Origin of the sequence: Saccharopolyspora taberi (assembly GCF_039534165.1) — a bacterium.
Classification (GTDB): domain Bacteria; phylum Actinomycetota; class Actinomycetes; order Mycobacteriales; family Pseudonocardiaceae; genus Saccharopolyspora_D; species Saccharopolyspora_D taberi.
This window is the reverse complement of the sequence record NZ_BAAAUX010000026.1, coordinates 23,399-44,444: the sequence shown is the minus strand read 5'-3', so window position 1 is coordinate 44,444 and position 21,046 is coordinate 23,399. Positions and strand designations below refer to the sequence as shown.

Sequence of the window (21,046 nt, the reverse complement as noted above, 5' to 3'; positions counted from 1 at the left end):
GTGGTCGACTGGGTGCGGGTGTCCCGCATGGTTCTGGAGGCGGCGTGAGCGACACCGTTTCCCCGCCGAGCACGGCCGATCGCGCGTCCCACGCGACGACGGCGGTCCGCCCGGCGGGTTCCCGCCGCTACCGGCTGGACGCCTTCCGCGCCATCGCGGCGATGAGCGTCGTGACCTTCCACGCCTACCAGGCGAACCGGGTTCCGCCGCGCTGGGAATGGCCGTTGCAGGGCACGTTCCTGCACGAGGTCATGCTCGCCACGGACCTGTTCGTGGACCTGTTCTTCGTGGTGTCCGGGTTCCTGCTCACGCTGCCCTACCTCCGGGCCGCGCTCGGCGACGGCGCCCCGCGCGGCGCGCGGATCTTCCTGCTCAAGCGGGTCGCCAGGCTGGTCCCGGCCTACTACGCGGTGGTGCTGCTGGTGTGGTCGGTGACCAACCCGGCGCTGCCCGGGCACTGGGAAGACCTGCTGCTGCACCTGACCTTCACCCAGGTCTACAGCGAGGACTACATCTTCTGGACCGACGGTCCTACGTGGACGCTCGCGATCGAGATCCACTTCGCGCTGCTGATCGCCGTGCTCGGGGCGCTCGCCCAGACCGCCTGCCGCCGGCTGCCGCGCGGCGGACGGGTCGCGGTGCTCGTGGCGGGCACCGGCGGTCTGGTCCTGGCAGGCGTGGCGTACAAGGCGTGGGCGGTGTACGTGCTGCGGGCGCCGGAGACGAGCTGGCCGGTCTGGTTCGGCCCGCTGGCCAAGCTCGACGTGTTCGCGATGGGCATCGTGCTGGCGCTGGTGGCGGCCTGCGGGATCGAGCTGCACCGCAGGTCCGCGCGGGCGCTCACCATCGCAGGCGGGTTCGCGCTGGTGGCAGGCGGGCTGGTGCTGCGGGAGGAGATCGAGGTGCCACCCGCCTTCGTGCACACGATCTTCGCCGCCGGTTCGGCGCTGGTCATCGGCGGATTCGCGACGCTCACCCCGGCCGGGCACCCGGGCGCGCGCTGGCTGCGGTGGCGGTTCCTGCTGTTCGTCGGGCTGATCAGCTACAGCCTCTACCTCTGGCACGAGCCGCTGCTGCGGTTCATCGGGTTCGTGGGGCTGCGGCCGGAGCGGGACTCCGCGCTCGCCTTCCCGGTCACCGCGATCCTGGTGCTGGGACTGGGAATTCCGCTCGCGTGGTGCAGCTACCGGGTCCTGGAGCAGACCGGGATGAAGATCCTGGCCGCCTTCGACGCCAACGGCCGCCCGCGCGACTACTACGCCGACGCCGAGGTCAGCCGCGCCAGGTAAGCGTCGTAACGGACTCGGCGGGGACGTCGTAGGTCAGGTACCGGTCGCCCTCGATGAGGGTGGCGGTCCGGGCCTGGGGATTCGGGTTGCTGAGCAGCACCGCGGTGGTGCCGTCCGGGTTGCGGAAGGCGACGGTCTGCAACGCCTGCGGATCAACCGAGAACGAGTTGATCCGCACCGCGCCCGGGCGGACGAACCGGCTCGCGTGCCCGAGCGCGTAGAACCCGGCCTCGCGGCGGACCTCGCCGGTGGCCGGGTCGATCTCCAGCAGGCCGTCGCAGGTCGAGCACCCGCCGTTGTGCGGTCCGTGCGCCGGATCCAGGGCCACGTTCCACAGGACCACCGAACGCGCCCAGTTCCGGGTCGCGCCGATGACGACGTCGCGGGTCATCCACATCAGCGTGTCGCGGAACGTGCTGCCGGGGTCGGAGGACTCGGTCGGCGAGCACTCGGTGAGGTGGATGTCCTTGTCCGGGAAGGAATCGTGCAGCTCCGACTGCCGTTGCGCGTCGCCGTGGTAGCAGTGGTACGCGGTTCCGGCCAGGTGCTTGCGCGCCTTGGACATCAGCGTGAACGGATAGCGCGGATCGCCGTCGTCGTTGGGATGCCGTGCCCAGTTGTGGTCGAAGCCGAGGATTTCGGGCGATCCGCCCAGCCTCGGCCGGAGCTCGCGCACCAGCCTGGATTCCTCCTCCGGGGACAGCGCCATCCCCGGGTAGTCGCCCGGATCGCCGAGCAGCGGTTCGTTCTGCGGCGTGATCGCGTCCAGCGGTGTTCCGGCGCGCTCGTACTCCCGCGCGACCCGGGCCAGGTACTCGGCGTACACGGGGTATGCCTCGTCGCGCAGGTCGCCGCCGATCAGCGAGCGGTTGGTCTTCATCCACGCGGGCGGGCTCCACGGCGTGGCCGTGAGGTGGGTCCGCGGCTCCATCCGCCGCGCTTGGCCGACCAGCTCCAGCGCGGTGCGGTCGCGGCTCATGTCGAACTCTCCGAGGTCCCAGTCCTCGCCCCGCGCGTCGTCGTAGGTGTAGTGCGGCCCGGTCGCGAAGTCGCTGGAGCCGATCGGCTGGCGCAGCGCGGAAAGGGCGGCGCCGTCGGGATCGGCCGGGTCGAACAGGTCGCGCATCAGCTCGTCGCGCCGCGGGTGCGAGGCGACCAGGGACGCGGCGGATTCGGTGAAGGAGGCGCCGAAACCGGCCATGGTCTGGAAGGTCTCGCCGGGCTTGACGTGGATCCGGACGCCGTCCACGTCCGGGCCGGGGCGGAAGTCCAGCCCGTCCCGTTCAGCGAGCAGGTACCGGGCGTCGGCGGTGGTCAGCCAGACCCGGACGTCGGGTTCTTCCGGGGGCGCGGCAGCGGGCGTGCTGAACAGCAGGACCGCTGCCGCCAGGACTGCGGTGGGACGACATATCGCCCTCCATCCTCCGGACCGGTTCCGGCGTTCGGCGGGTGTGATGTCCGTACCTCCCGGTGAGTGTGCGCGCGTGATCCCGAGGTTCTCAGCCCGCGACCGCGAAGTCACCTGGACGGCCGGTGACGAAGGTTGTAAGGGATCGCCCGGAGGAGTGACCCACATCTCAGGGGCGGTAGCGGGGGATTTCCGGACCTGCGGCGTAGGCGGGCTCGGTAGCGTGAACGCCTAATAGCCCGTCCGTGTGTACCGAGGAGAGTTCAGTGACCTTCATCAGCGACTTCCTGGCGACGATCGCTGGACTGCCGCGACCGCTGCTGGTGCTGATCACCGGAGCGCTGGTGCTGGGGGAGTGCACCCTCGGTCTCGGGTTCCTGGTGCCGGGGGAGAGCGGTCTGCTGATCGCCTCGGCCGCGGTCACCGACATCGGGTTCTTCCTGACGCTGTCGCTGGTGGTGGCCGCGTGCGCGGCGATCGGCGACAGCATCGGGTTCTGGCTGGGGCGGCGGTACGGGGTGCGGCTGCGCGAGACGAAGGCGATCCGCAAGCTCGGCCAGAAGCACTGGGACCGCGCGACCGACCTGATCCGCCGGTGGGGGATCGGCGCGGTGCTGGTGGGCCGCTTCCTGCCGGTCGCGCGGACGATGACGCCCGCGGCGGCCGGGGTCAGCGGCCTGCGCTACACGCGGTTCCTGCCCGCGTCCCTGCTCGGCGCCACCGGGTGGTCGTTCCTGCACGTGAGCATCGGCTGGACGGCGGGCGCGTCGGCGAAGTACATCGAGCAGATGCTCGGCCGCGCGGGCGGAATCGTGCTCGGCGCAGTGGTGGTCATCGGCGTCGGCGTGTGGCTGTGGAAACGCTCGCGGAAGAACCGGCAGGAGACCGCCGAGGTCGAGCCCGAGGTGGAGAAGGTGCTCTGAGCGGCCCGGGGGCGCCAGCCGCCGGGAAAGGCCCTCCCGCGGGGTGAAGACTTCCCGGCGACCGGTCGGCGAGTTCGAAGGCAGGCACTGAGATTTCCCGCCATGCGGCGGGAAATCACCGGACGTAGCCGAGCACCTTCGTCAGGTGCGCGCGAGCGGCGTTGCCCGCGCGCTCGACGTCGCCGTCCCGGATCGCGTCGACCACCGACTGGTGCTCGCTCTGGTCGACCGGCCGGTCGCCGTCCAGCAGCGCCAGCATGTCGAGCATCGCGGCGCGCACGCGCGCGGTCATCGAGACGAACAGACCGGTGATCACCGAGTTGCCCGCCGCGTCGACGACCGCGCGGTGGAAGGCGAGGTCGGCGTCCACGAACTCCTCCGCCGAGCCCGCGGACGCACGACCGCCGATCGCGTCGTCGATCGCGCGCAGGTCGGCATCGGTGCGCTTGGCCGCGGCCAGCCGCGCGGCCTCCACCTCCACGGCGATCCGGGCTTCCAGCACCTCGCCGATGGCCGCCTTGCGCAGCAGCACGGCCCACTCCTCGACCGGCTCGGTCCCGACGACGTAGACCCCGGAGCCCTGGCGCGGTTCGAGCAGGCCCTTGACGGCCAGTTCGCGCAGGGCCTCGCGGATGGTCGACCGGCCGACGCCGAACTCGGCGGCCAGCGCGGTCTCGCTGGGGATCCTGCCGCCCAGCGGCCATTCCCCCGAGGTGATCAGCTCCAGCATCGCCTCGGTGGCCTGGCCGGACAGCGGGCTGCGGCGAAGGGACGGCATTTCTCCTCCGGTCATAAGGTTGTCTGAGGACCTGATGTCTTGTAGGTTCTCCGGCATGCGTTCACCGAGGCGCGACCTTACCCGCCGCGGCAGGGGCTGACCGGGACCGGCACCCTGCCGCGGCGCAGGGCTGTCCGCCGGTCCACCCCGACAGCGACAACCGGAAAGACCTGATGAACACCTGGAATCCGCAACAACCCTCGGGAATGCCGCACCACCGCTACCGCGACGTCTTCGACCGCGTGGAGGTCCCGGAGATCGCCCGGCGCTGGCCGGGCAACCGCATCGCGCAGGCCCCGCTGTGGGTGCCGGTCGATCTGCGCGACGGCAACCAGGCGCTGGCCGAGCCGATGGACCCCGACCGCAAGCGCCGGTTCTTCGAGATGATGGTTTCGGTCGGGTACAAGGAGATCGAGGTCGGCTATCCGTCGGCGTCGCAGACCGACTTCGACTTCGTGCGCCTGCTGGCCGAGTCCGACCTGGTCCCCGACGACGTGACCGTCGTGGTGTTCACCCCGGCCCGCCGCGACCTCATCGACCGGACCTTCGACGCGATCGCGGGCCTGGAGCGCGTGGTCGTCCACATGTACACCGCGACCGCACCGCTCTGGCGCGACCTGGTCCTGCGCGCGGGGCGGGAGGAACTGCGCGAGCGCATCCGCACTGCGGGCGAGCACGTCCTGCGCCGCGCGGACGACCGGGTGCGCTTCGAGTTCTCCCCGGAGGTCTTCAACCTCACCGAACCCGACTACGCGCTGGAGATCTGCGACATGATGACCGGGCTCTGGCAGGCGAGCCCGGAGCGGCCGGTGATCCTCAACCTGCCCGCGACCGTCGAGGTCGCCACCCCCAACGTGTACGCCGACCAGATCGAGTACATGAACGACAACCTCGCCCGGCGGGACGGCGTCATCCTGTCCGTGCATCCGCACAACGACCGCGGAACCGGTGTGGCCTGCGCGGAACTCGCCATGCTCGCCGGCGCCCAGCGGGTCGAGGGCTGCCTGTTCGGCAACGGCGAGCGGACCGGCAACGTCGACCTGATCACCCTGGCGCTCAACCTGTACGCGCAGGGGGTCGACCCGATGATCGACCTCTCCGACATCGACGCGGTCCGCGACACCGTCGTCCACTGCAACCGGATCGGCGTGCACGAACGCCACCCGTACGTCGGCGAGTACGTCCACACCGCGTTCTCCGGAACGCACCAGGACGCGATCAAGAAGGGCTTCGAGCGGGATTCCGCGCAGCGGTGGGAAGTTCCGTACCTGCCGATCGATCCCGAGGACATCGGCCGCTCGTACGAGGCGGTGATCCGGGTCAACAGCCAGTCCGGCAAGGGCGGGATCGCCCACGTGATGCGGACCGAGCACCAGCTGGACCTGCCGCGCGGCCTGCAGATCGACTTCGCCCGCATCGTCCAGCGCCACACCGACTCCAGCGGCACCGAGATCGACTCCGCCACCCTGTGGGAGCTGTTCACCACCGCCTACTGCGGCGGATCGGTCGGGCTCAAGGAGTGGGCGGTCGACCAGGGCGACCGGCTCACCGCGACCCTCGAAATCGACGGCGAGCTGGTGACCCACACCGAAACCGCCGACGGAGCGGTGTCGGCCCTGGTGCGGATGCTCGAAGCGCACGGCCGCCGGGTCGAGATCGTCAACCTCGTCCAGCAGTCGATGGGCGCGGGCAGCTCCGCCCGCGCCGCGACCTACGTCGAGTACCGGACTCCGTCGGGAACCGCGTGGGCGGCCGGGATCGACGACTCCGTCGTCGCGTCGAGTCTTTCCGCCGTGCTCAACGCCGTGTGAGCACACCGTGGGCGGTGTTTCCGGCTTCCGGCCGGGGACGCCGCCTCAAACCCGAGCCCGCCGCCCCCGCCGCACGCGCGCCGCGACGAACCACACCACCGCGGCCACGGCGGCGACGAGAACGACCTTCTGGAACACCCCCACGTAGCCCTCCACGATCCACCAGCTCTGCCCCAGCAGGTACCCCGCCAGCACGAGCGCGGTGTTCCAGATCGCGCTCCCCAGTGCGGTGAACAGCAGGAACACCGGCATCGACATCCGCTCCACCCCCGCGGGCAGCGAGACGAAGCTGCGCACGACCGGGACCATGCGGCCCAGGAGCACCGCCTTCACGCCGTGCCTGGCGAACCACGCCTCGGTGCGGTCGATGTCGGTGATCTTGACCAGTGGGAGCTTCGCGGCGATGGCGCGCGTGCGGTCGCGGCCCAGCAGCGCGCCCAGGTAGTACAGGACGATCGCGCCGGCCACCGATCCGGCGGTCGTCCACAGGATCGCCCCGGCCAGGCTCAGCGTGCCCTGGCTCGCGGCGAAGCCCGCCAGCGGCAGCACGACCTCGCTGGGGATGGGCGGGAACACGTTCTCCAGGGCGACCACCAGGCCAGCGCCCGGTCCGCCCAGCGCGTCCATGATGCCGGTGATCCACTCGGTGATCCCACCGGCGGGCTCGGTCGGGAAACTCATGCTCAACTCTCCGGAATTCGCTGTTGTGCCGACGTTTTCGACGCTAGGAACAGCGGGGACGCGCGACCATGAGGCTTTCCCCGGACTTTCCCGGGGTGCACCCCAGGTACCGGGGTGTGGAAAACCACAGCTGCAAACCACAGCTGTAGCCTCGGCGAATGCGCCAGATCCGGTTGTGGATCGCCAGCCTGCCGCGGATCGCGGCCGGGCTGCTGCTCGGTGCGATCAGCGCGGTCGCCGAGCTCGGCATCGCCCTCGTCGGCGGGCTGGCGCTGCGGCAGTCGGCTGTGGTGACCGGATGGGCGCGGCGCGTGACCGAGTTCGAGCGGTGGCGGCTGCGGCGGTTCTTCCACGCCACCACCGCTGAGGACACCGCAAGAGCGCTGCCGTACCTGGCCGTCCGATGCTGGGTCGGGTTCATGGGCGGCGTCGTGCTGCTGATGCTGGTCTACGGATTCGTCGCCAGCCCGGTGGTCCTGATCGAGCTGTGGACAGCGGAGTTCACCTTCGCGGGCAAGCTCATCCGCGCCGTCTACATGGTCGTCCTGGGGATCGCGCTGCTGTTCCTCGGCTTGGCCGGGCTGTGGGGGCTCGCGGCCATCGACCGCGTCGTGGGGCAGCACTTCCTCGGTTCGGGCCGGGAGGAAGCCCTCAAGCGCCGGGTCGCCGAACTGTCGTTCTCCCGCGCCGAGGTGATCACCGAGATCGACGCGGAACGCCGCCGCATCGAGCGGGACCTGCACGACGGCGTGCAGCAGCGCTTGGTCGCGCTGGGCATGCTCATCGGCCGCGCCCGCCGCGCCGACGGCCCGCGTGCGGCGGAGCTGCTGCGGCAGGCGCACGAGGAATCCCAGCAGGTGCTGCACGATCTCCGCGAGGTCAGCTGGCAGGTGTATCCGTCCGCATTGGACGGTGACGGGCTGCACGTGGCGCTGGAGAACGTGGCCGAGCGAGCCGGGATCGACGTGCGGCTGCACTACGACCTCGACGACCGGCCACCCGCTGCGGTCGAAACCGCGGCCTACTTCGTGGTGTCGGAAGCGGTGACCAACGCGGCAAAGCACTCCGGTGCCCGGTCGGTGAATGTCCACTTGGGATGGAAGGACGGGTGCGTCGTGGTGGAGGTCGACGACGACGGGCGGGGCGGCGCGGACGCCTCCGGGGCCGGGCTTTCCGGCCTGGCCCGCCGGGTTGCCGGGCTGGACGGGAGCTTCGCCGTGCGCAGTCCGCAGGGCGGGCCGACGACGATCACCGCGGAGCTGCCGTGCGAGTGATCCTGGCCGACGATTCGACCCTGCTGCGCGAGGGCCTGCTGCGGCTGCTGTCCGACGAGGGGCACGAGGTCGTCGGCGCGGTCGGCGACGGCGAAGCGCTGCTGGCCGCGGTCGCCGAGCAGCAGCCGGACATCGCGGTCGTCGACGTCCGCATGCCGCCGACGCACACCGACGAGGGCCTGCGGGCAGCGCTGGAGATCCGCCGCCGCTGGCCCGGGGTCGCAGTGCTGGTCCTGTCGCAGTACGTGGAGAAGCGCTACGCCGTCGAGCTGGTGTCCGCCGGGACCGGCTCGGTCGGCTACCTGCTCAAGGACCGCGTGGTGCAGGTCGACGACTTCCTGGAGGCGCTGGAACGCGTCGGCGCCGGAGGCACGGCGTTCGATCCGGAGGTGGTCCGCCAGCTGGTCGTGCGCAGCGCGCGGGAGGACCCGCTGGGCAAGCTGACCGCCCGCGAGCGCGACGTCCTCGACCACATGGCGCAGGGCCGCACCAACGCCGGCATCGCCGAGCACCTGCACATTTCCCAGAGCGCGGTGGAAAAGCACGTCAACGCCATCTTCGACAAGCTCGACCTCGCACATCTCACCGGCTACAGCAGGCGGGTGCTCGCCGTGCTGCGGTATTTGGGGTGACTCCGGGTTCGCTATCGTTGACACCCCGAATCGCTGGGGGTGCGATGACGCAGAACTCCATGGACGGCAACGTCCAGGGGCCGTCGGTGCAGGCCGGATCGATCCACGGTCCCGTGGTGTTCAACGGAGCTGCCGACCGCGGAGGACCGGGCCTGGTCTCGCTGGCCGCTCCGGTCGAGCGGCTGGTGTACGAGGTGCACGGCCGCGACGAGCTGGTCGGGGCCGTGGTCGATCAGGTGCGCTCCGGGCGGAGCTGCACGGTGCTGCACGGAGCCGGTGGATACGGAAAGACCACCGCGGCGTTGCGGGTGGTCGAGTCGGTGGCCGCTGACACCGAGGTGTGGTGGGTGGACGCGTCCTCGGAGGAGAGCGTGCGCGACGGCCTGCGGGAGGTCGCGCTGCGCGCCGGCGCGAGCGCCGAGGAGGTGCGCCAGGCATGGGAAGGGCAGGCGTCCGCGCCGGATTTGTTGTGGCGGCAGCTGAATCGGCGCACCGCGCGCTGGCTGCTGGTGTTCGACAACGCCGACGACACGCGGATTCTCGGTGCGGGGCAACCGGTTTCCGACGGAACCGGCTGGCTGCGCGCTCCCGGTAGCGGTGCGGTCCTGGTGACCAGCAGGGACGCGGGAAGCTGGGGGAGATCGGCGCGACTGCACGCGGTCGGGCAGCTGCCGGACCCCGACGGCGCTCGAATGCTGCTGGACAGGGCGCCTGCGGCTGGTTCGGTTGAGCAGGCCGAGGAATTGTCGCGGCGGCTGGGCGGCCTGCCGCTGGCGCTGCACTCAGCGGGGCGTTATCTGGCGGTGGCGGGGAAGACTCCGGCGCTGCCGGGGTTGGAACTGCCCCGGGATTTCGACGGTTACCGGGCGGCGTTGGACGATCGCTGGCCGGAGGTGACGGACCTGCCGGGGCACCAGGAACGGGAAATCCTCAGCCGGACTTGGGAACTGTCGCTGGATCTGCTCGCCGAGCGCGGGCAGCCGTTGGCCAGGCAGCTGTTGCGGCTGCTGTCGCACTTCGCGGCTGCGCCGATTCCGCAGGAGGTGCTGCACGCGGAGGTGCTTGCCGAGTCCCCGCTTTTCGATGGGCTGACTGTTCACCACCTCGCGCTGCTGATCAGCGCACTGGAGTCGGTGGGACTCGTGCAAACTGGCGTGGAAGGCCAAGAAGTGCCGGTGCTGCGGCTGCATCCTGTTGTGCGGGAGGCGAATCTGAACCAGGGCGATGCCGCCGAAAGCAGTGGTTACGCCGAACTCTGCGAGCAACTGCTGGTGACCTGCGCCGGTGACATCGATCAGATCGATCACATCACCTGGTCGCGGTGGATTGCGCTCCTGCCGCATTGCCTTCGGGCAGTGGAGCTCGCCACGACCGGGGACGGTGACGAGGAGGACCAGCCGCGTTTCTCCGACATCACCTGGCTCTGCGAACTTTCGGCGGATTTCTGCTGCTGGGCGGGCTTGTACGGCCTAGCTCATGACCTCTTCCTGACCGCTTTGTCACGTCGTCGTGCGACCGCGGATGATCGCGATGCCGGCACGTTGTCCACGCGGCTCAACCTGGCTGGCGTGTTGCGGGTTCGTGGTGCGTTGGCTGAGGCCGAAGCCGAGTATCGGGTGGTTCTGGCGGCGCATCGTGAGGTTCTCGGTGAGCGGCATCCGGATATTTTGATGACGCGGCATAATTTGGCGTTGGTGTTGTTGGAGCGTGGTGCGTTGGCTGAGGCCGAAGCCGAGTGCCGGGTGGTTCTGGCGGCGCGGCGCGAGGTTTTCGGGGAACGTCACCCGCACACCCTGGCCACGCGGAACAACCTGGCGCTCATGATGCGGGAACGGGGTGAGTTCGACGAAGCGGAAACCGAGCTTCGATCGGTGCTCGACCTCCACCGCAAAGTTCTGGGCGAAGATCACCCGGACACCCTGGTCACGGAAAAGGACCTCAACGACCTCCTCTCCCGGCGAAACCAGGACTAGACCCTCACCGCCGGGCCTGAACGGCCCCGCCGGAGAGCCGGTAAACGGCCTGCCACACCTGGCTCGGCTGCACCCCGCTGCCGTTGAGGGGCAGCGCCAACCGGCCGACGCGGCCGATCCAGTTCAGCCTGCCGACCTCGGCGGCCGGGCCGCCCCAGTCCACCGCGTCCACCACGACGAACGGATTTCCGTGGTGCATGCGCAGGCGGACCTGGCGGACGTCCGACCACGGGGCGAAGAACGTGCCCGCCGACGAGCGGTACGCCACGCCCTTCGGGGTCAGGGCGAGCTGGAGGTTGCGCATCGCGCGGTTGAGGCGGCGCAGGCGGATCTGGGTCCACATGCCGAACATTCCCAGTCCGCTCGCCATTAACGGAATCACCGCGAAGGAAACGGGAATTCCCAGGTCTCCGCCCGCTATCCACAGAATTGCCATCAGGGTGCACGTGATCGTGGTGAACAGCTGGGCGAGTATGCTGACCAGGGAATACCGTTGGATCCGCCGTTCTTCCTGCGGGCTGCGTGCGATTACCAGCAGGTCTGGAAACGGCGGCATGCCAACCATTGTCACGCGCTTTGTCCACCGTGACCAGATCGTTGTTGTCTTCTTCTCGCCGGGTGGATCAGCGCGACGGCGTCGGCGACCAGACACCGGCGGCGGTGCCCTCGCGGACGTGCTCCTCGTAGACGACGACCTTGCTCCGGATGATCTCCAGGTCCGCTTCCAGGTCGGCGATCTTCGCCCGCACGGCCCGCTCGTGCTCGCGCAGCAGCGCGAGGCGTTCCGGCTCGTTGCCCGGGCCCGACCGGACCAGCCGGGCGAACTCCTTCAGCATGGCGATCGGCATGCCCGACGCGCGGAACCGGTTGCACAGCAGCAGCCATTCCACGTCCGCGGGCTCGTAAACCCGTTGCCCGCCGCTGGAACGCGGGATCTCGCGGAGGAACAGGCCCTCGCGCTCGAAGAACCGCAGCGCGTGCACGCTCAGCCCGGTCGCTTCGGCGACCTCCCCGATCGAAAGCACGCCGGCGAGACTACCTTGACCTAGAGCGCGCTCTAGTACCTAGCTTCGCCGCCATGTTCACGCAGCAACGCAAGGCCGGCAGCGGATTCGGCGCCCGCAGCACGGCGGACGACGTCCTCGCCGGGATCGACCTGTCCGGCCGCACCGCCCTGGTCACCGGCGGCTACTCCGGCATCGGGCTGGAGACCACGCTGGCCCTCTCCCGCGCGGGAGCGCACGTCATCGTCCCCGCGCGCAGGCCCGCCGAAGCGCGCAACGCCCTGCCGGAGGCGGAGGTGCACGCCCTCGACCTGGCGGACCTGGACAGCGTCCGCGGGTTCGCGGCGGACTTCCTGGACACCGGCCGCACCCTCGACATCGTCATCAACGGCGCGGGCATCATGGCCTGCCCCGAGACGCGCGTCGGCCCGGGCTGGGAGGCGCACTTCGCGGTCAACCACCTCGGCCACTTCGCGCTCGTCAACCGCCTCCGCCCGGCGCTGGCCGACGGGGCGAGGGTGGTGTCGGTGGCCTCGTCCGGCCACTTCCTCTCCGACGTTCGCTGGGACGACCTGCACTTCCGCGGCACCTACGATCCGTGGCTGGCCTACGCGCAGTCCAAGACCGCGAACGCCCTGTTCGCCGTGCATCTGGCCAAGCTCGGGTTGAACGCCTTCGCCGTCCACCCGGGAAGCATCCTGACTCCGCTGCAACGGCACGTCCCGCGAGAGGAGTGGCTGGCCCTGGGCTGGATCACTCCGGACGGCGCACCCGCCCCCGGGTTCAAGACGCCGGCGCAGGGCGCGGCGACCGCGGTGTGGGCGGCGACCTCGCCGCTGCTCGACGGCCGCGCCGGGGCGTACTGCCAGGACTGCGACATCGCCGAACCCGCCCGCACCGACGACATGCTCGTCGGCGGGGTCAAGCCCTGGGCCGTCGATCCGGAGTCGGCCGCCCGGCTCTGGCAGGTGTCCGCCGAACTCACCGGGCTGGACCTGTTCAGCTGACGAAAAAGCGGGGTGGCGCCATCGGCACCACCCCGCTTCCGCGGCTGGATCAGGACTTGACCGGCTCCGGCGTCCGCTTGCGGGTCGCCAGGTAGCCGACGGCGACCGCGACCGCCAGCACCGGGGTGATGTAGAGCGCGATCCGGGTCTCGGCGTCGAACGCCAGCAGCACCACCACGAACGCCAGGAACGCCAGCACCACGTAGTTCGAGTACGGCGCGAGCGGCATCCGGAACTTGCCCTGCGGCAGCTCGCCGGCGGCCACCTTGCGGCGGTAGCCGAGGTGCGCGACCACGATCATGCCCCAGGTGAAGATGGCGCCGACGGTGCTCGCGCTGGTGATGTAGGTGAACGCCTGCTCCGGCACGAAGTAGTTGAGCACCACGCCGATCAGCATCGCCACGAACGTGACCCCGATGGCCCGCGCCGGGACCGCTCGGGCGCTGAGCTTGCCCACGCCGCGCGGCGCCTGGCCGTCCTCCGACAGCGTCCGCAGCATGCGGCCGGTGGAGTAGATGCCGCTGTTGCACGACGACAGCGCGGCGGTGGTCACCACGAAGTTGACGATGCCCGCCGCGGCCGGGATGCCGATCAGGGTGAAGGCGTGCACGAACGGGCTGCCGTCGGCCGGGAACTGCATCCACGGCACCAGCGCGGTCAGCGCGGCCAGCGCACCGACGTAGAAGATCAGGATCCGCCACATGATCGAGTTGATCGCGCGCGGCAGCACCTTCTCCGGGTTGGTGCTCTCGCTGGCGGTCTGGCCGACCATCTCGACGCCGATGAAGGCGAACATGACGATCTGGAACGCCAGCAGCGCCGAGGTCCCGCCGTTGGGGAAGAAACCGCCGTGCGACCAGATGTTGCTGACCGCCGCGGTGTCACCGACGTCGCTGAAGCCGAAGGTCAGGATCGCCACCGCGAGCACGATCAGGCCGACGATCGCGATCACCTTGATCAACGCGAACCAGAACTCGAACTCGCCGAACAGCTTGACCGCGATCAGGTTCACGCCGCTGAGGATGATCAGCGCGCCGAGCGCCGGAATCCACTGCGGGACCTCGGGGAACCAGAACTGGAAGTACTCACCGACCGCGGTGATCTCGGCCATGCCGGTCACGATCCACACCAGCCAGTACCCCCAGCCGGTCGCGAACCGGGCCCAGGGGCCGACGAACTCGCCCGCGTACTCCGCGAACGACCCGCTGACCGGGCGGTACATCAGCAGTTCGCCGAGTGCCCGCATCACGAAGAAGATCATCACACCGGCGATGGCGTAGATCAGGATCAGGCCGGGGCCGACCTGGTTGAGCGCCTTGCCGGAACCGAGGAACAGCCCGACACCGATCGCGCCACCGATGGCGATCATGTTGATGTGACGGGTGCTCAGGTCCTTGCGGTACTCCTCGGCCGCTGGCTGGGACATGGAAGGGACTCCTTAGGGCTTCCGGCCTCTTTTGGAGGCCGTTCTCCTGCTGCGTGGCGGTGGCCGTCGGGAGAACGGCAGGTCACCGGCACGTGAAACCCGGCGTGGGGCCGAGCGCTGCGGGAGATACTGGGCCATCCGGGCGACCCTGGCAAGGGTGGAAACCCTTGTCGGGCCGAGGTTTTCCGAATCGTTCCCAAGTGACGTCCACTGTGGACACGAAAAGCCGCATCTCGGACGAAAAGTCCGAGATGCGGCTTCCGGGTCAGCTGCGTGTTACAGGTTGGGGTAGAGCGGGAAGCTCGTCGCGAGGGCCTCCACCCGGGCACGCAGGCTCTTGCTCTTGGCATCGTCGAAGTCGGGCTTGAGCGCCTCGGCGATGATGTCGGCGACCTCGGTGAACTCGGTCCTGCCGAAGCCCCGGGTGGCCAGCGCCGGGGTGCCGATGCGCAGACCGGAGGTCACCATCGGCGGGCGCGGGTCGTTCGGGACGGCGTTGCGGTTGACCGTGATGCCGATCTCGTGCAGCCGGTCCTCGGCCTGCTTGCCGTCGAGCTCGGAGTTGCGCAGGTCGACCAGCACCAGGTGCACGTCGGTGCCGCCGGAGACCAGCTGGACGCCGGCCTTCGCGCTGTCCTCGGCCAGCAGCCGCTGGGCCAGGATCTGCGCGCCCTCCACGGTCCGCTTCTGCCGGTCGGCGAACTCGGGCTCGGCGGCCAGCTTGAACTGCACCGCCTTGCCCGCGATGACGTGCTCCAGCGGCCCGCCCTGCTGGCCGGGGAACACCGCGGAGTTGAACTTCTTGGTGAACTCCTCGTCCGAGGACAGGATCACGCCGCCGCGCGGACCGCCGAGGGTCTTGTGCGTCGTGGTGGTGGTGACGTGGGCGTGCGGCACCGGGTTCGGGTGCAGACCGGCGGCGACCAGACCGGCGAAGTGCGCCATGTCGACCATCAGGTACGCGCCGACCTCGTCGGCGATCTCGCGGAACCTCGGGAAGTCCAGCTGGCGCGGGTAGGCCGACCAGCCCGCGATGATCAGCTGCGGCTTGTGCTCGCGGGCGAGCCGGGCGACCTCGTCCATGTCGACCCGGTGGTCGTCCTCGCGCACGTGGTACGGGACCACGTTGTAGAGCTTGCCGGAGAAGTTGATCCGCATGCCGTGGGTCAGGTGGCCACCGTGGGCCAGGTCCAGGCCCATGATCGTGTCACCCGGCTTGAGCAGCGCGAACATCGCCGCGGCGTTGGCCTGGGCGCCCGAGTGCGGCTGCACGTTGGCGAAGGTGGCGCCGAACAGCTTCTTGACGCGGTCGATGGCCAGCTGCTCGACGACGTCGACGTGCTCGCAGCCGCCGTAGTACCGCTTGCCGGGGTAGCCCTCGGCGTACTTGTTGGTCAGGACCGAACCCTGCGCCTCCAGCACCGCCTGGGGCGCGAAGTTCTCCGACGCGATCATCTCCAACGTCGTCTGCTGCCGGTTCAGCTCAGCGCCCACCGCAGCCGCGACCTCGGGGTCCACCGCGGAAAGCTGGCTGTTGAACAGGCCGGATGTCGACATGTGTTGCCTCCTGATTTGGATCTCGACGTCGGTCTGGGTCAGGCGTTGCGGCGGTAGAACGGCAGCTCCACGACCTCGGCGGGAACCTTGGTCCCGCGGATGTCGACCTGGAGCCCGGTACCCGGCTCGGCGTGCTCGCGGTCGACGTAGGCCATGGCGATCGGGTGGCCCAGGGTGGGCGAGGGAGCGCCGCTGGTGACGACGCCGATCTCGGCGCCGTCGGCGTCGAGCACCTGGTAGCCGTGCCGCGGGGCGCGGCGGCCGTCGGCGCGCAGCCCGACGAGGGTGCGCGCGGTGGGCTGCGCGGCCACGGCGGCCAGCGCGGCCCTGCCGACGAAGTCGGCGGTCTTGTCGAGCTTGACGACCCGGCCCAGGTTGGCGTGGAACGGGGTCAGCTCGGCGGACAGTTCGTTTCCGTAGAGCGGCATGCCCGCCTCCAGGCGGAGCGTGTCGCGGCAGGACAGCCCGGCGGGCTGGAGCCCGTGCGCGGCGCCGGAGTCGGTCAGCGCCTGCCACACCGCCGGGGCGTCGGCGGGGGAGGTGAACAGCTCGAAGCCGTCCTCGCCGGTGTAGCCGGTGCGGGCGAGCAGCACTTCCCTGCCCGCGACCTTGCTCGGGTAGCCGGCGTAGTACCTGACCGCGCCCAGGTCGGTGTCGGTCAGCGGCGCCAGGATCTCGACCGCCTTCGGGCCCTGGACCGCGATCAGCGCGTAGTCGGCGGAGACGTCCTCGTGGGTCGCGTCGAAGCCGCCGACCCGCTCGGCGAGCGCGGCCGAGACCACGGCGGCGTTGGCCGCGTTGGCCACGATCAGGAACTCCTGATCGCCGAGCCGGTAGACGATGAGGTCGTCGAGCACGCCGCCCTCGGCGTTGCAGATCATGGTGTAGCGGGCGCGGCCGACGCCGATGCCGGAGGCGTTGGCGACCAGGGCGTAGTCGAGGGCCTCGGCGGCCTGCGGGCCGCTGATCCGGATCTCGCCCATGTGCGTCAGGTCGAACAGGCCCGCTGCGGTGCGGACGGCGTTGTGCTCGGCGGTGTCGCCGGAGTAGCGCAGCGGCATCCGCCAGCCCGCGAACTCGGTGAAGGTGGCCCCGAGCGATTCGTGGACCTGGTGCAGGGGTGTCTGTCGAGGCGACGACATTGGTGCGGGACTCCTCCTGGTGGGCGCCGGTCGGCAGTCGGGCCGGTCCGCTCCAACCATATCGGGGGGACCGCGACTGCGACCCGCGCGGGTTAGCGCTGGTCGGCGGTCTCCCCGGAGTCATTGGCCTGAGAGTTTCACCGCGGCGGGCCGCGGCTTGCACCGTGGGCGAGAGGCGTGCGCGCCCCTGCTTTTCTCCGTGTTCGCCTGATGTCGCGCGGTGACTGGGCCTGAGAGTTTGACGGGGAGTATTGCTCCTTCGGCGCCCCGCCCGGCGGCGGGGACTCTCCCGCACGACGTCGTCGGCTCGGTGTTCAGTTGTCCCTCTGCGCGAGGACGCTACGGAGCCGGGGTGACCTCGTCAACCGGACGGGTGAGTGATGTCGAAGTCGGGGCGGAACCCGCCCAGCCGGTCGCGCGGCGGTCGTCCGAGCTGCTCGGGACGGCTCGCGGGAGCTGTGCCGCTCCGCTCGGCACGGCGGCTCAGCCCCGGGTCAGCTCGGTGTAGAGCTGCCGGAGACCGTCGATGAGCGCGCCGAGCGCGAGCTCGAAGCTGTCCTGGTCGATCTCGGCGTGCCTGCTGAGCAGGTGCGCGCGCTCCAGGTGCGGGAACCGGTCCTCGTAGACCCCGGCGTCGTCCGGGAAGCCCCCGGAGAACGAGCCCATCGCCGAGCCGACCACCAGGTACTTGGTGGACGCGCCGATCATCGTCGCGTAGCGCTGCGGCCAGCCCGCGCTGGTCAGGCCGCCGTGGACGGCGTCGGCGCGGCGCAGCGCCGCCTCCCGGCGGGCCGGGCCGGAGGCCAGGTACGGCACCAGGTGCGGGTGCGCCGCGAGCGCGGCGCGGTAGGAGCGCGCCCAGGTCCGCAGGCCGGTCGGCCAGTCGACGGCGAAGCCGGAGACGTCGACGCCCGCGGTCACGTCGTCGGCGATCTCGTGCAGCAGCTGGTCCTTGGTCTGGACGTGGTTGTACAGCGAGGCGGCTCTGACCCCGAGGTGCTCGGCGAGCCTGCGCATCGACAGCGCCTCCAGCCCCTGGGCGTCGATGAGCTCCAGGCCGGCGCGGCGGATGCGCTCGGCCGAGAGCAGGGGGTTGCTGGGTCTGGGCACGGTCGGTCTCCATCGGTCGCCCTCTTGCGGCTGTCGCCGGGGCAGTCCTAGGCTGCCATAAAACTAACGTCGTTAGTTAGGAAGCCCTGATGGTCGACTTCTCCCTGACCGACACCGAGCGCGACATCCGCGACTGGGTCCGCAACTTCGTGCAGCGCGAGCTGGTGCCGCTGGAGCCGGAGGTGCTGCGGCGGGAACGCGCGGGCGAGCGCGGGCTGACCCCGGACGAGCTCGCCGGGCTCCAGGCCAAGGCGAAGGCCGCCGGGTTCTGGGGCGTGCAGACGCCGGAGGAGTACGGCGGGATGGGTCTGTCGGCGGTGCTGACGGCACTGATCGAGATCGAGCTCGGCCGAACCTTCGTGCCGTTCCGGTTCGGCGGCTACGCCGACAACATCCTCTACCACGCCAACGAGGAGCAGAAGCAGCGCTACCTGCTGCCGACCATCGCGGGCGAGCGCAAGTCCTGCTTCGCGATCACCGAGCCGGGAGCGGGTTCGGACGCCCGGAACCTGCGCACCACCGCCTACCGCGACGGCGACGAGTGGGTCATCAACGGCGAGAAGACGTTCATCACCGGCGGCATCGACGCCGACTTCACGATGGTGTTCGCGGTGACCGACCGGGCCAACGGCGGGGTCACCTGCTTCCTGGCCGACCGGGACATGGGCTGGAAGTCCGAGCCGATCGAGATCATGGGCGAGCGCGAGCGCCAGCCCGCGGCCCTGGTGTTCGACGACGTGCGGGTGCCGCACGCCAACATCCTCGGCGAGGAGAGCAAGGGCTTCGCGCTGGCGATGCAGTGGATCGGCCGGGGCCGCTACCTGCTGCCCGCGCGGGCGCTCGGCGGCTGCGAGCGGATGGTCGAGATGGCCGTCGAGTACGCCAAGAGCCGTGAGACCTTCGGCGAGCCGATCGCCGAACGCCAGGCCATCCAGTGGATGCTCGCCGACTCGGCGGTGGAGATCGAGGCGCTGCGCTGGCTGGTGCTGCAGGCCGCCTGGCAGGTCGACGCCGGGATGGACTCCCGGCACGCCCAGTCCATCGCCAAGCTCTACGGCGGCGTCCGCGCCAACGAGATCGTCGACCGCGTCCTGCAGATCCACGGCGGCATGGGCTACACCAGGGAGCTGCCGATCGAGCGCTGGTACCGCGACCTGCGGCTGCTGCGCATCTTCGAGGGCACCGACGAGATCCAGCGCCGCACCATCGCCCGCAACCTGCTCAAAGGCCACGCCTCGGTCAGCGGGGTGCTGGGCTGAAGGTGGTCGCGGACGTCCGAATCGCCGGTACGCTGGACGGCACCTGATCCAGATGCCGGGGAGCACGTGATGTCGCTGTTCAAGAAGGTCGCCCAGTTCGCCAAGAGCCCGCAGGGCCGGATGGTGATCAACCAGGCCAAGAAGTACGCCTCCGATCCGAAGAACAAGCACAAGATCGACCAGGTCAAGAACAAGCTGTTCGGCAAGGGCGGACACCGCTGACCCCGACCGGGCCCCGTGCCGGCGGGGCCCGGCGGCCGTGGATCAACGTCTGGGACGACGTAGCGGACAACTCCTGGTGGGTCTGCCAGGCGCGGCTGGCGGCTCAACGGGCGTCGACGCGGTGCGTCGACCTCCTGGTGGGTCTGCCAGGCGCGGCTGGCGGCTCAACGGGCGTCGACGCGGTGCGTCGACCTCCTGGTGGGTCTGCCAGGCGCGGCTGGCGACTCGACGGGCGTCGACGCGGTGCGTCGACCTCCCTTGATCGCCGGGCTGCGGCGGGGGCGGCCGGGTCAGTAGAGTCGCCGCCGGTCGCCGATGATCGGGAGGATGCGATGCGGACCGCCTACGTCGCCGGCACGTTCGACACCAAGGGCGCCGAGCTCCGCTACGTCGCCGGCCTCCTCGCCGCGGCCGGCGTGCCGGTGCTGACGGTCGACCTCAGCACCTCCGGTGGCGCAGCCGCCGCCGCCGACGTCACCGCCGCGGAGGTCGCCGCGCACCACCCGGACGGCTCCGCCGCCGTGTTCACCGGCGACCGCGGCTCCGCCGTCACCGCGATGGCCACCGCCTTCGAGCGGTTCCTGCCCGGCCGCGCCGTGGGCGGGGTGATCGGCCTCGGCGGTTCCGGCGGCACGGCCCTGTGCGCGCCCGCGATGCGGGCGCTGCCGGTCGGTGTCCCCAAGGTGATGGTGTCCACGGTGGCCTCCGGCGACGTTTCGTCCTATGTGGACGCGACGGACATCGCGATGTTCCCGTCGGTGACCGATGTCGCCGGGCTGAACCGGATCTCCCGGCAGGTTCTGGCCAACGCCGCGCACGCGCTGGCGGGCGCCATCGCGCACCCGGTCCCGGAGGAGGCGGACAGGCCCGCGGTGGCGCTGTCGATGTTCGGGGTGACCACGCCGTGCGTCACCGAGGTCGCGAACCGGCTGTCGGAGCGCTACGACCCGCTGGTTTTCCACGCGACCGGCACCGGCGGTCGTGCGATGGAGAAGCTGGTAGACGACGGGCTGATCGGCGCGGTGCTCGACCTCACCACCACCGAGGTCTGCGACCTGGTCGCGGGCGGGGTGATGAGCGCGGGCCCGGAGCGGCTCGACGCGATCGCCCGCACCGGGGTTCCGTACGTCGGCTCGTGCGGGGCGCTGGACATGGTGAACTTCGGTGCGCTGGAAGCGGTTCCGGCGCGATACGCCGACCGGAACCTCTACGTGCACAACCCGCAGGTCACGCTCATGCGCACGAATCCGGACGAGTGCCGCCGGATCGCGGAGTTCATCGCGGGCAAGCTCAACGCCTGCGCGGGCCCGGTGCGGTTCCTGCTCCCGGAGGGCGGGGTGTCCCTTTTGGACGCTCCGGGGCAGCCGTTCCACGACCCGGAGGCGGACGCGGTGCTGTTCGAGGTGCTGGAGTCCCTGGTGCGGCAGGACGAGCGGATCGTCCGGGTGCCGCACAACATCAACGATCCCGAGTTCGCCGACGCCGTGTCGGCGGCGTTCGACGAGGTGCTGGCCATGAGCGGGAACGGGCAGCCATGAACGGGAACGGGC

The 21,046-nt window shown here is 70.4% G+C and carries 19 protein-coding genes and 2 riboswitches; of the genes, 10 read left to right on the top strand and 9 right to left on the bottom strand.

Annotation, left to right across the window (positions count from 1 at the left end):
* Positions 1-44 precede the first annotated feature (44 nt).
* A complete protein-coding gene (locus ABD691_RS28150) occupies positions 45-1,289 on the top strand; it encodes an acyltransferase family protein (RefSeq protein ID WP_344684827.1) in 1,245 nt (414 codons plus the stop codon).
* On the opposite strand, the gene ABD691_RS28145 is transcribed toward ABD691_RS28150, so the two are convergent.
* Positions 1,273-2,811, bottom strand: coding sequence for a glycoside hydrolase family 30 protein (locus ABD691_RS28145; protein ID WP_344684825.1), 1,539 nt, complete (start codon positions 2,809-2,811; stop codon positions 1,273-1,275). The two genes, ABD691_RS28150 and ABD691_RS28145, sit on opposite strands and share 17 nt — an antisense overlap.
* Positions 2,812-2,963: 152 nt before the next feature.
* Between ABD691_RS28145 and ABD691_RS28140 the strand changes: the two genes are divergently transcribed.
* Entirely contained in the window at positions 2,964-3,620 is a 657-nt protein-coding gene (locus tag ABD691_RS28140; RefSeq protein WP_344684824.1) for a DedA family protein, read from the top strand.
* 115 nt (positions 3,621-3,735) lie between these two features.
* Here the strand turns inward: ABD691_RS28140 and ABD691_RS28135 are convergent, their stop codons facing one another.
* The gene (locus tag ABD691_RS28135) at positions 3,736-4,398 is read right to left on the bottom strand and encodes a FadR/GntR family transcriptional regulator (RefSeq protein ID WP_344684822.1); all 663 of its coding nucleotides are present in this window, start codon (positions 4,396-4,398) and stop codon (positions 3,736-3,738) included.
* 173 nt (positions 4,399-4,571) lie between these two features.
* Between ABD691_RS28135 and ABD691_RS28130 the strand changes: the two genes are divergently transcribed.
* Positions 4,572-6,209: a 2-isopropylmalate synthase gene (locus ABD691_RS28130; RefSeq protein ID WP_344684820.1), complete on the top strand. Its 1,638-nt coding sequence runs from the start codon at positions 4,572-4,574 to the stop codon at positions 6,207-6,209.
* A gap of 45 nt (positions 6,210-6,254) precedes the next feature.
* Here ABD691_RS28130 and ABD691_RS28125 read toward each other — a convergent pair whose 3' ends face one another.
* Entirely contained in the window at positions 6,255-6,890 is a 636-nt protein-coding gene (locus ABD691_RS28125) for a DedA family protein (protein ID WP_344684818.1), read from the bottom strand.
* A gap of 158 nt (positions 6,891-7,048) precedes the next feature.
* On the opposite strand from ABD691_RS28125, the gene ABD691_RS28120 reads away from it, so the two are divergent.
* The 3 genes from ABD691_RS28120 to ABD691_RS28110 are packed head-to-tail and all read left to right on the top strand — an operon-like array spanning position 7,049 to position 10,769.
* Entirely contained in the window at positions 7,049-8,164 is a 1,116-nt protein-coding gene (locus ABD691_RS28120) for a sensor histidine kinase (RefSeq protein WP_344684816.1), read from the top strand.
* Positions 8,155-8,796, top strand: a complete 642-nt coding sequence (locus ABD691_RS28115; protein ID WP_344684814.1) for a response regulator — start codon at positions 8,155-8,157, stop codon at positions 8,794-8,796. The genes ABD691_RS28120 and ABD691_RS28115 overlap by 10 nt, the downstream gene beginning before the upstream one ends.
* 44 nt (positions 8,797-8,840) lie before the next feature.
* Positions 8,841-10,769, top strand: coding sequence for a tetratricopeptide repeat protein (locus ABD691_RS28110; protein ID WP_344684812.1), 1,929 nt, complete (start codon positions 8,841-8,843; stop codon positions 10,767-10,769).
* Between the two features lie 4 nt (positions 10,770-10,773).
* Here the strand turns inward: ABD691_RS28110 and ABD691_RS28105 are convergent, their stop codons facing one another.
* Entirely contained in the window at positions 10,774-11,112 is a 339-nt protein-coding gene (locus ABD691_RS28105; RefSeq protein WP_344684810.1) for a PH domain-containing protein, read from the bottom strand.
* A gap of 280 nt (positions 11,113-11,392) precedes the next feature.
* Positions 11,393-11,794, bottom strand: coding sequence for a MerR family transcriptional regulator (locus tag ABD691_RS28100; protein ID WP_344684808.1), 402 nt, complete (start codon positions 11,792-11,794; stop codon positions 11,393-11,395).
* A gap of 53 nt (positions 11,795-11,847) precedes the next feature.
* Here ABD691_RS28100 and ABD691_RS28095 point away from each other — a divergent pair, with 53 nt between their 5' ends.
* Positions 11,848-12,780, top strand: a complete 933-nt coding sequence (locus tag ABD691_RS28095; RefSeq protein WP_344684806.1) for an SDR family NAD(P)-dependent oxidoreductase — start codon at positions 11,848-11,850, stop codon at positions 12,778-12,780.
* Positions 12,781-12,829: 49 nt separating this feature from the next.
* On the opposite strand, the gene ABD691_RS28090 is transcribed toward ABD691_RS28095, so the two are convergent.
* From ABD691_RS28090 to ABD691_RS28075, 4 genes are all read right to left on the bottom strand, one after another.
* Positions 12,830-14,206: an amino acid permease gene (locus ABD691_RS28090; protein WP_344684804.1), complete on the bottom strand. Its 1,377-nt coding sequence runs from the start codon at positions 14,204-14,206 to the stop codon at positions 12,830-12,832.
* Positions 14,207-14,482: 276 nt separating this feature from the next.
* Positions 14,483-15,763: a serine hydroxymethyltransferase gene (gene glyA, locus ABD691_RS28085; RefSeq protein WP_344684802.1), complete on the bottom strand. Its 1,281-nt coding sequence runs from the start codon at positions 15,761-15,763 to the stop codon at positions 14,483-14,485.
* Between the two features lie 38 nt (positions 15,764-15,801).
* The gene (gcvT, locus tag ABD691_RS28080) at positions 15,802-16,905 is read right to left on the bottom strand and encodes a glycine cleavage system aminomethyltransferase GcvT (RefSeq protein WP_344684800.1); all 1,104 of its coding nucleotides are present in this window, start codon (positions 16,903-16,905) and stop codon (positions 15,802-15,804) included.
* Between the two features lie 107 nt (positions 16,906-17,012).
* Positions 17,013-17,113, bottom strand: a riboswitch (glycine riboswitch).
* Positions 17,114-17,207: riboswitch (glycine riboswitch) on the bottom strand.
* A gap of 181 nt (positions 17,208-17,388) precedes the next feature.
* On the bottom strand, positions 17,389-18,015 hold the full coding sequence (locus tag ABD691_RS28075; protein WP_344684798.1) for a TetR/AcrR family transcriptional regulator: 627 nt from the start codon (positions 18,013-18,015) through the stop codon (positions 17,389-17,391).
* 89 nt (positions 18,016-18,104) lie between these two features.
* On the opposite strand from ABD691_RS28075, the gene ABD691_RS28070 reads away from it, so the two are divergent.
* The 3 genes from ABD691_RS28070 (at position 18,105) to ABD691_RS28060 (ending at position 21,034) form a co-directional block, all read left to right on the top strand.
* A complete protein-coding gene (locus tag ABD691_RS28070; RefSeq protein WP_344684796.1) occupies positions 18,105-19,274 on the top strand; it encodes an acyl-CoA dehydrogenase family protein in 1,170 nt (389 codons plus the stop codon).
* A 69-nt stretch (positions 19,275-19,343) separates the two neighbouring features.
* On the top strand, positions 19,344-19,496 hold the full coding sequence (locus tag ABD691_RS28065; RefSeq protein WP_344684794.1) for a hypothetical protein: 153 nt from the start codon (positions 19,344-19,346) through the stop codon (positions 19,494-19,496).
* Positions 19,497-19,828: 332 nt separating this feature from the next.
* Complete coding sequence (locus ABD691_RS28060) at positions 19,829-21,034, top strand: Tm-1-like ATP-binding domain-containing protein (protein WP_344684792.1); 1,206 nt, start codon at positions 19,829-19,831, stop codon at positions 21,032-21,034.
* The last annotated feature ends 12 nt before the right edge of the window (positions 21,035-21,046 follow it).